This is a genomic window from Streptomyces oceani, assembly GCF_001751245.1.
Taxonomy (GTDB): domain Bacteria; phylum Actinomycetota; class Actinomycetes; order Streptomycetales; family Streptomycetaceae; genus Streptomyces; species Streptomyces oceani.
The window spans coordinates 111,351-118,587 of the sequence record NZ_LJGU01000151.1; the positions used below are offsets into that span (position 1 = coordinate 111,351).

The window sequence follows — 7,237 nt, forward strand, 5'->3', positions numbered from 1 at the left end:
GTACGGACGTACGGGACCCGTGCCCCGCGGGCCCGCGGGCCCGCGGGGCACGGGTCCCGTACGTCCGTACGGTGTCCGTACGCACCCCGCGCGGCGTACGGGTGGCCGGGTGGCGGGTCTCCGATGCCGCTCGCGGCCGGCCGTCAGCCCGCCAGTCGGCGCTTCACCGTCGCGGCGACCCGTCCGCCCTCGGCGCGGCCCGCCACCCGCGGGTTGACGATCCTCATCACCGCGCCCATCGCCTTCGGCCCCTCGGCGCCGCTCTGCCTCGCCTCCTGGATCGCGGCCAGCACCAGTTCGTCCAGCTCCGCGTCCGTCAGCTGCCGCGGCAGATACGCCGCGAGCACCTCCCCCTCGGCCCGCTCCCGTTCGGCCTGCTCTGCGCGGTCCGCCTGGGCGAAGGCGTCCGCGGCCTCCCGGCGCTTCTTCGCTTCCCGCGCCAGGAGCTTCCGCACCTCGTCGTCGGAGAGTTCGCGGGCCGTCTCGCCCGCCACCTCCTCCTTGCTGATCGCGGTCAGCGTCATCCGGAGCGTCGCGGAACGCAGCTCGTCCCGTGCCTTCATCGCTGCCGTCAGGTCGTCCCGCAGCTGGGACTTGAGGGTGGTCATGCCGGTCAGTGTGCCAGCACGCCGGCGCACGGGCTCACGAGTATCGCCGCCAGCGCTCGCCGGGAGGGGGTCCGCGTCGGCCCCGCGTGATCCGCACCCGCTGCGCCGTGCACGCCGTGTCTGCGACCATGGCCCCCATGCGGGCGCGATACGGAATTCCCCTGGGCATCACGGCACTCGGCGCGGCCTGTCTCGGTTACGCCGCTGGCATCGAGGCGCGCTCCTTTCGGCTGCGACGGGTGTCCGTGCCCGTACTGCCGCCCGGCATGCATCCGTTGCGTGTGCTGCAGATCTCTGATGTGCACATGGTCTGCGGGCAGCGCAAGAAGCAGCGCTGGCTCCAGTCCCTCGCCGGGCTGCGGCCGGACTTCGTCATCAACACCGGTGACAACCTCTCGGACCCCGAGGCCGTCCCCGAGGTGCTGGACGCGCTGGGGCCGCTGCTGGAGTACCCGGGCGCGTACGTCTTCGGCTCCAACGACTACTACGGACCCAAGCTGCGCAACCCGGCCCGCTACCTCCTCGAGAAGGCCAACGGGAAGCACGGCCTGAACGGCAACCCGCCGGCCGTGGGCGCCCTGCACAACCCCTGGGAGGGCATCCGCGACAGTTTCGACGCCGCCGGCTGGGTCGGGCTGTCCAACGCACGCGGCCGGCTCAAGCTGCCGGGCGGCGAGGAGATCGCCCTCACCGGGCTGGACGACCCGCACATCAAGCGGGACCGGTACGGCGAGGTCGCCGGCGGCCCGGAGGCGGACGCGGACCTGTCACTCGCGGTCGTACACGCGCCCTACCTACGGGTCCTCGACGCGTTCACCGCGGACCGCTATCCGCTGATCCTGGCCGGTCACACGCACGGCGGCCAGCTGTGCGTACCGTTCTACGGCGCCCTGATCACCAACTGCGACCTGGACACGGAGCGGGTGAAGGGCCTGTCCACGCACCGGGCTGGCGGATACGAGTCCCGGCTGCACGTATCGGCCGGTTGCGGGACGAACCGGTACACGCCCCTGCGGTTCGCCTGCCCCCCGGAGGCCACGCTGCTCACGCTCACCGAGCGGGCCTGACTCCCGGCGGACGGCCCCACTCCAGGCCGCCCCGGAGGGAGCCGGAAACCGGATTTCGCGTCCGGGCCGGCCTGGGCTAAAGTAGTCGTCGTTGCATCGGGGTGTGGCGCAGCTTGGCAGCGCGCTTCGTTCGGGACGAAGAGGCCGTGGGTTCAAATCCCGCCACCCCGACTGATGAAACACCAGGTCAGGGGCCTGATCCGCATCGCGGGTCAGGCCCCTGACGGGTTTCTGGAGATCGTTCGAGAGCCGTTCGGGAGCCGAGCCCCGGATGCGGCTCCCGGGGACTTTGCGACGAGCGGCTCCGGAGGGGAACTGGGCCAGTCGGCGCGGAGTGCTTCCACAAATTGCCGTTCCTGCTGGGCGCACGACGCGAACCGTCAACTCAACCTGCTCCTTGGCATCGCTGACAGGACTGACCCGTCACGCCCGATTCGCCAGACCTCACCCTGACCGCACGCGCGTTGAGGAATCGGGGCTGATACCCCTTGCTACCGGCAGGATCCCAGAGCGTGAGGGCCGTATCTCAAGGCTTTCTCATACGGCACCCGCTGAAGGGGATCGCCAACGCGGGCAAACGAATCGGTCAGGTGCCCTCGGAGCGGTTGCCGTGATTCCAGATGTATACACCGGTGGTGCCCGCGCCGTACCAGCTCTCTGACCCGACTTCGGCCGTGAGAGACGGATATTCGCTGATGGACGCACGAACCGCGGCCGTATCCACTTGACCGTACGGCTGGTTGAAGACCAGAGCGGGCCTTCCTGTGGCCCGCGACAGCCACATGGTCGTGTGATCGTAGAATCCTGGCTTGCCGTGGCACTCCCGCTTGGCGCAGCGGCCCTTGTCGAGCCAGTGGAGTCCGGACGAGCACCGGGTCTTGCCAATCTTGATGTCGTGCCGGTCGGCCCAATCCAGCAGGTCCGACCGCATCTGGACGTAGATGTTCGGGCCGTACGGCCAGTGCACCCCCTCGGCGTCGCAGTCCAGCACGCCTTGGACGCGATCGTCCAGGGAGCTGATCGACTCCTTCTGGTCGGCGCTCTGGCAGCGCCAGCACCACCACTTCGCTTCGCCGACCCCAGAGCCGAAGACAACCCTCGTCGGGACCGTCCGCATCCCTCACAGTCGTACATGTTCTTCCTCCTTCGCTTCTTCTCGTCAGCCCCGGTTCGGGGCTAGCGCAGCTTCGAGGGGAGCGTTTCAGATGGTTCACAGCTTCTGGGTATGCACTGTTGAACCACCGAGGCTCCGAGGCTCCGAGGCTCCGAGGCTCCGAACCACATTGAACCGCTTACCCCTGCTCGACGGTTCACGATCGGTGGCGGTAATGACGGCGTGGGCGGCGGCAACCGGGCGAGCGTCCGTAAGGGCCTGTACTTCCCACTGGGAAGCGGACGTCCGGCCAGCTCCCACTGCCCGGCCACGACCAGCTGAAGGGGTCTCAGAACGTGACTCAAGAGCTGAATTCCCGGGCGCTCGCCCCTGATCCAGGCCGGGAAGGCACCACACCCCTCAGCCGGCGGCGATCGCCTCCCGCGTGCGCAGCAGGCGGTTCAACGCCCGGACGGGGGAAGTGGGGTGCATGACGAGGCGGGCGTCGAGGGCGGTCTCCCACTGCTCGGTCAGGGCGTGGGTGAGGCGCTTGCGCATGGTCGGGGTGACGTGGGCGTAGCGGGCCGAGATCGAGCCGTCGATGTGGCCCATGCGTTCGTCCATGAGAACCTTCGCGGTGCCAGGTCCTCCATCATCGTCCGATGGGTGTGGCGTAGGCCGTGGGGTGTGAGGCCCTTGGCGATCGGCGTCCAGCAGGCGTCGGCCCGTTGAGCCGCTCCGCGGCCCCGTGCCGGGATGCCGGGCCACTGTTCGCCGAGGACCGGTACGGGCCGGGCTTCCTGTGGGGCCTTCTTCGGGTACCAGCCGGAGACCGCGGGGGTGAAGAGCCAAGTGGCGAAGCCGGTCCTGCGCCAGTGGGGCACGTACTCGGGTGAGGGCCCGTTGCGGACGAATCCCAGGCCGGCGATGGCCTTCTCGACCCGCGTCCGCGTCGCTTCAGCGACCCGGTGGGGGTGGTTGAGGACGTGGGAGACCGTCCCGGTGGACAGGCCGGCGAGGCGGGCGACGTCGACGAGCTTCGCGCCCTGGTGGCCGCCGGTACGGGGTGCGCCCAGGCCGCGGAAGACGTAGATCCTGCCGTGGCAGGGGCAGGTGGTGGGCTTCGTACGGGCGGTGTGGTCGGCGACCAGGGCGGACAGCCAGTCCATGGAGTCGATCGTGCGATAGCTGTCGTCCTTGGGCGGGCAGCGGGTCAGCTCGCCGGTGTCCAGCTCGTACAGCTGTCGCTCGACACGGATCGCGCCGGGGCGGACGAACTCCGTCTCCAGGCCGACGATTTCGCCCCAACGCATGCCGTTGTATCCCTTGAGGACCACGGCTACGAACTCGTCGTCGCGGCCGGACAGCAGCGCCGCCCGCTCGGCGGCCAGCAGGATGCCGAGGGCGTCGGTGACCACCTTCTCCGGGCCGCGGTTCCGGGAGCGGCCGGCGCGCTTGCCGCGCCCGCGGCGCCTGGCCGCCGAGTTGGAGGTGATCAGGCCCTCGTCGATGGCGTCCTCGAAGATCAGGTGGAGCGTCGCGCACCAGGTCTTGACGCTGGAGGCCGCGTAGACGGCCTTCTCCTTCTTCTCCCACGCGTCGACGTCCGTGCGCAGAACGCCTGCGAGGGCCTTGTCCTGGAACTCGGGAAGCAGGTGCTCTTCGATGTGGCGCTTGTAGTTCTGCATGGTCGAGGCGGCCAGGTCCTGGGTGCTGTACCAGCGGTTCGCGCACTCGCCGAAGGTCTCCTGGCCGAGGGCTGGGTCGCGCCAGTCGCCACGGCGGTATTTGTTCTCGGCTTCGGCAGCGGCACGCTGGGCTTCGCCCTTGGTGGCGAACTTGAGCGCCTTGCCGTGCTCGTCGACGACCGTGTTGTGCTTGCCGGGTTCGGTCTTGTACCGGCCGCGCCAGTAGTTTCCGCGCTTCTCCGCGAAGCCCACGTGCTCGTCTCCTCCTTCGTCGCGTCAGGCTGCGGTCCCGTAGCGGCCTTGGCGGCCGCGGCGTGGCGGCCGGGCACGCAGTCGTTGCGACGGAGCGGCGGACGGGGAGGACGGACGGGGCGTCGCGGGCTGGGGTGCGGGGGTCGGCGCCGGTTGTTGCTGCGGGGTGGCGGGGCGTGCCTCGTTCATGCGGATGATCTCCGCGAGGTGTTCGCCGGTGAAGCGGTAGGCGCGGCCGACGCGCGTGAAGGGGATGAGCCGACGGCGGGCGCGGTCCTTGACCCACCAGGCCGAGCATCCGAGGACGGCGGCGACGTCCTCGGGGAAGTGGAGGCGCGGCGGGGCGGCGTCGGAGTGGGGAGCCGGTGCGGAGGCAGGGGTTATCGAGGAGTGGTGCACAGGTGGAGTCCTCACGCCCGGCCCCGCGGAGCGGCAACTCCGACGGGTGCGGGCCGGGCCGGTACGTGGGCGGTTGAAGTAGAGGCGCGTGGCCGGGTGTTCACAGCACCCGGGCGGCGGCGAGAGAGGTGTTACGAGGCGGGGGCGTCTCCCGTGTCGGTGCCGGGGCGCTCTTCCCGGATGACGGGCGGGAGGAGGTCGTCGGGGCGGGCCAGGCTCACGTTCTCCTCGACGATGGCATTGGCGACCATGGCGTCGACCTCGTCGTTGATGTCGGGGTGCTCGTCGACGTAGGCGGCGAGGGCGTCGGTCGCGTCGGAGTAGGCGCGGGCCGCCTGGCGCGATTCGCGGTAGCGGCGGCGGAGCTCCTCGACCAGTTCCATCGCGCGGGCGTGGAGGGCCAGTCTCGGGGGGCCGACGAGGTTCTCCAGGGCGATGCCGAACACTTCGGCGAAGCCGATCGCTTCGTCCAGGTTGACGCGGCGCTTGCGGTTCTCGATGCGCCACACTGCGGAGGGGTTGATCTCGTAGCCGAGCCCGTTGAGCCGGTCGGAGAGCGCGGTGGTGCTCCACCCGCGCTCCTCGCGTTCCAGCTTGATGCGCACGGCGAGGTTCTCCTCCCCGCGCAGCGGTGCCGGCTCGTCGTCCGGTCGGGCCTGGTCGGCCACTGGTGGCTCCCCCCTCATGTAGCGGTCCTCTGCGGTGAGCAACAAGACGAACGTACCATGCACTCTGCGACCCGCAACGCGCTTCTGCCTGCCGCAAAGTCGCTGGTAGCGTGCTGGGCGGAGGACGACGCGGGGCCGACATCGGCCCACGCAAAAGCCCCCGGTGCTGTGAACACCGGGGGCACAAGCTGAATCCTCACAACCGCCCACGTACGAACGATCTGCCGGATCAGGCCGGGGTTGCCACCCCGTATGGCCTGCCGGTGAGGAGATTCATGACCCACCGTACGGCCCGCGCGGCCGTCCCTGCATCCCTGCCCTGCTGCACCGCCCAGGGCGGGTGGTGATCGTGGCGCGCATTCGCACCATCAAGCCCGAGGCCTTCGCCTCGGAGTCGTTGGCCCAGGTCTCCATCACGGCCGAGCGGACCTTCTTCGGACTGTTCACTCAGGCCGACGATCACGGTTACTACCGCGACAACCCGGCCGTCCTGGCCGGGCTCCTGTGGTCCCTGCGGCCCGAACACCGGCCGGTGGACGTCGAGGACGACCTCGCCCAGCTCACCGCGGCCGGGCTCATCTGCCGCTACGAGGCCGAGGACGGCAAGCGCTACCTGCACCTGGTCAGCTGGCAGCGGCACCAGAAGATCAACCGCCCCAGCGGACCCCGCTACCCGCTGTGCCCCGAGCACCAGCCCGGCCGGAAGTCGAGCACCTCCCGGCCGCTGGCCCCTGCTGAAGAGGGCGACTCAGTGAGCCCTCACGGAGGGTTCAGTGAGGACTCCGGCCGTCCGCAGGAGTCCTCACTGAATCACGAAACCGCAGGTCAGAGCGACCTCAGTGAGTCCTCAGTGAGGCCTCATCGTCCGGATCCAGGGATCTAGCTAGGGATCTAAGGATCAGGGATCGGGGATCACCTCCGGTGGGGGCGCGAGTGCCCCGCCGCCGCAGTCCGTCTCCACCAAGCAGCTGATCGGCGAGTACGTCGCGGCATGCGCTCATCAGCCGCCCGGCGACGTGCTGGGCACCTGGGCCGGGAGGCCGGCAAGCTGCTCGCCGAGGGCATCGACGCGGACCACGTCCGGGCCGGGCTGGAGCGGATGCGCCTCAAAGGGCTGCACGCCAGCCTGCTGCCGAGCCTGGTCAACGAGGCCATGAACGCCCCGCCGGCCGACGGTGGCAGCCCGCACCGGGCATGGACCAACCCCACCGCCCCGGAGGCCGCCTACGGGGGCGAGCTGTGACCGCCGACGTCCACGACCCCCAGCCGGTCGGCGCGTAGGCGGACCGACTCGACCGCATCCTCGCCGACCGCGGGATCGACCCGGCGGCCGTGCCGGAGGAGCCGGGTCCGGAGCCGGTGAGCGCGGTGGAGCTGGCCGAGGCCCGCATCCCGCTCCGGTACCGCGACGCGCTGGCCGACCAGCCGGCAGTCACGGACTGGGTGGCGGCCGTCGCCCTGC

At 70.3% G+C, this 7,237-nt stretch carries 5 protein-coding genes, 1 tRNA gene and 2 pseudogenes; 3 read left to right on the forward strand and 5 right to left on the reverse strand.

Annotated elements, in window-relative coordinates; all coding sequences use genetic code 11:
- Nucleotides 1-143: 143 nt before the first annotated feature.
- Nucleotides 144-608, reverse strand: a complete 465-nt coding sequence (locus AN216_RS23680; RefSeq protein WP_070198748.1) for a GatB/YqeY domain-containing protein — start codon at nt 606-608, stop codon at nt 144-146.
- 137 nt (nt 609-745) lie between these two features.
- Between AN216_RS23680 and AN216_RS23685 the strand changes: the two genes are divergently transcribed.
- Both AN216_RS23685 and AN216_RS23690 read left to right on the forward strand, forming a co-directional pair.
- Nucleotides 746-1,675, forward strand: coding sequence for a metallophosphoesterase (locus AN216_RS23685; protein ID WP_070198761.1), 930 nt, complete (start codon nt 746-748; stop codon nt 1,673-1,675).
- Between the two features lie 97 nt (nt 1,676-1,772).
- A tRNA-Pro gene (locus AN216_RS23690) sits at nt 1,773-1,846 on the forward strand.
- Nucleotides 1,847-2,261: 415 nt separating this feature from the next.
- On the opposite strand, the gene AN216_RS23695 is transcribed toward AN216_RS23690, so the two are convergent.
- The 4 genes and pseudogenes from AN216_RS23695 to AN216_RS23710 form a co-directional block, all read right to left on the reverse strand.
- Entirely contained in the window at nt 2,262-2,792 is a 531-nt protein-coding gene (locus AN216_RS23695; RefSeq protein ID WP_070198749.1) for a hypothetical protein, read from the reverse strand.
- A 396-nt stretch (nt 2,793-3,188) separates the two neighbouring features.
- Nucleotides 3,189-4,708, reverse strand: a pseudogene (locus tag AN216_RS30755) (LacI family DNA-binding transcriptional regulator).
- 24 nt (nt 4,709-4,732) lie between these two features.
- Nucleotides 4,733-5,107 carry a helix-turn-helix domain-containing protein gene (locus tag AN216_RS30465; protein ID WP_244502628.1) on the reverse strand — a complete coding sequence of 125 codons (375 nt, stop codon included), beginning with the start codon at nt 5,105-5,107 and terminating at the stop codon, nt 4,733-4,735.
- A 131-nt stretch (nt 5,108-5,238) separates the two neighbouring features.
- Nucleotides 5,239-5,793: a helix-turn-helix transcriptional regulator gene (locus AN216_RS23710; protein ID WP_107402081.1), complete on the reverse strand. Its 555-nt coding sequence runs from the start codon at nt 5,791-5,793 to the stop codon at nt 5,239-5,241.
- 331 nt (nt 5,794-6,124) lie between these two features.
- Between AN216_RS23710 and AN216_RS30935 the strand changes: the two are divergent.
- A pseudogene (locus AN216_RS30935) lies at nt 6,125-7,018 on the forward strand (hypothetical protein).
- The last annotated feature ends 219 nt before the right edge of the window (nt 7,019-7,237 follow it).

Excerpts from the sequence above, each read along its gene's own strand:
- AN216_RS23685 (WP_070198761.1), top strand. The coding sequence starts at position 746 with ATGCGGGCGCGATACGGAATTCCCCTGGGCATCACGGCACTCGGCGCG.
- AN216_RS23695 (WP_070198749.1), bottom strand. The coding sequence starts at position 2,792 with ATGCGGACGGTCCCGACGAGGGTTGTCTTCGGCTCTGGGGTCGGCGAA.
- AN216_RS23680 (WP_070198748.1), bottom strand. The coding sequence starts at position 608 with ATGACCACCCTCAAGTCCCAGCTGCGGGACGACCTGACGGCAGCGATG.
- AN216_RS23710 (WP_107402081.1), bottom strand. The coding sequence starts at position 5,793 with ATGAGGGGGGAGCCACCAGTGGCCGACCAGGCCCGACCGGACGACGAG.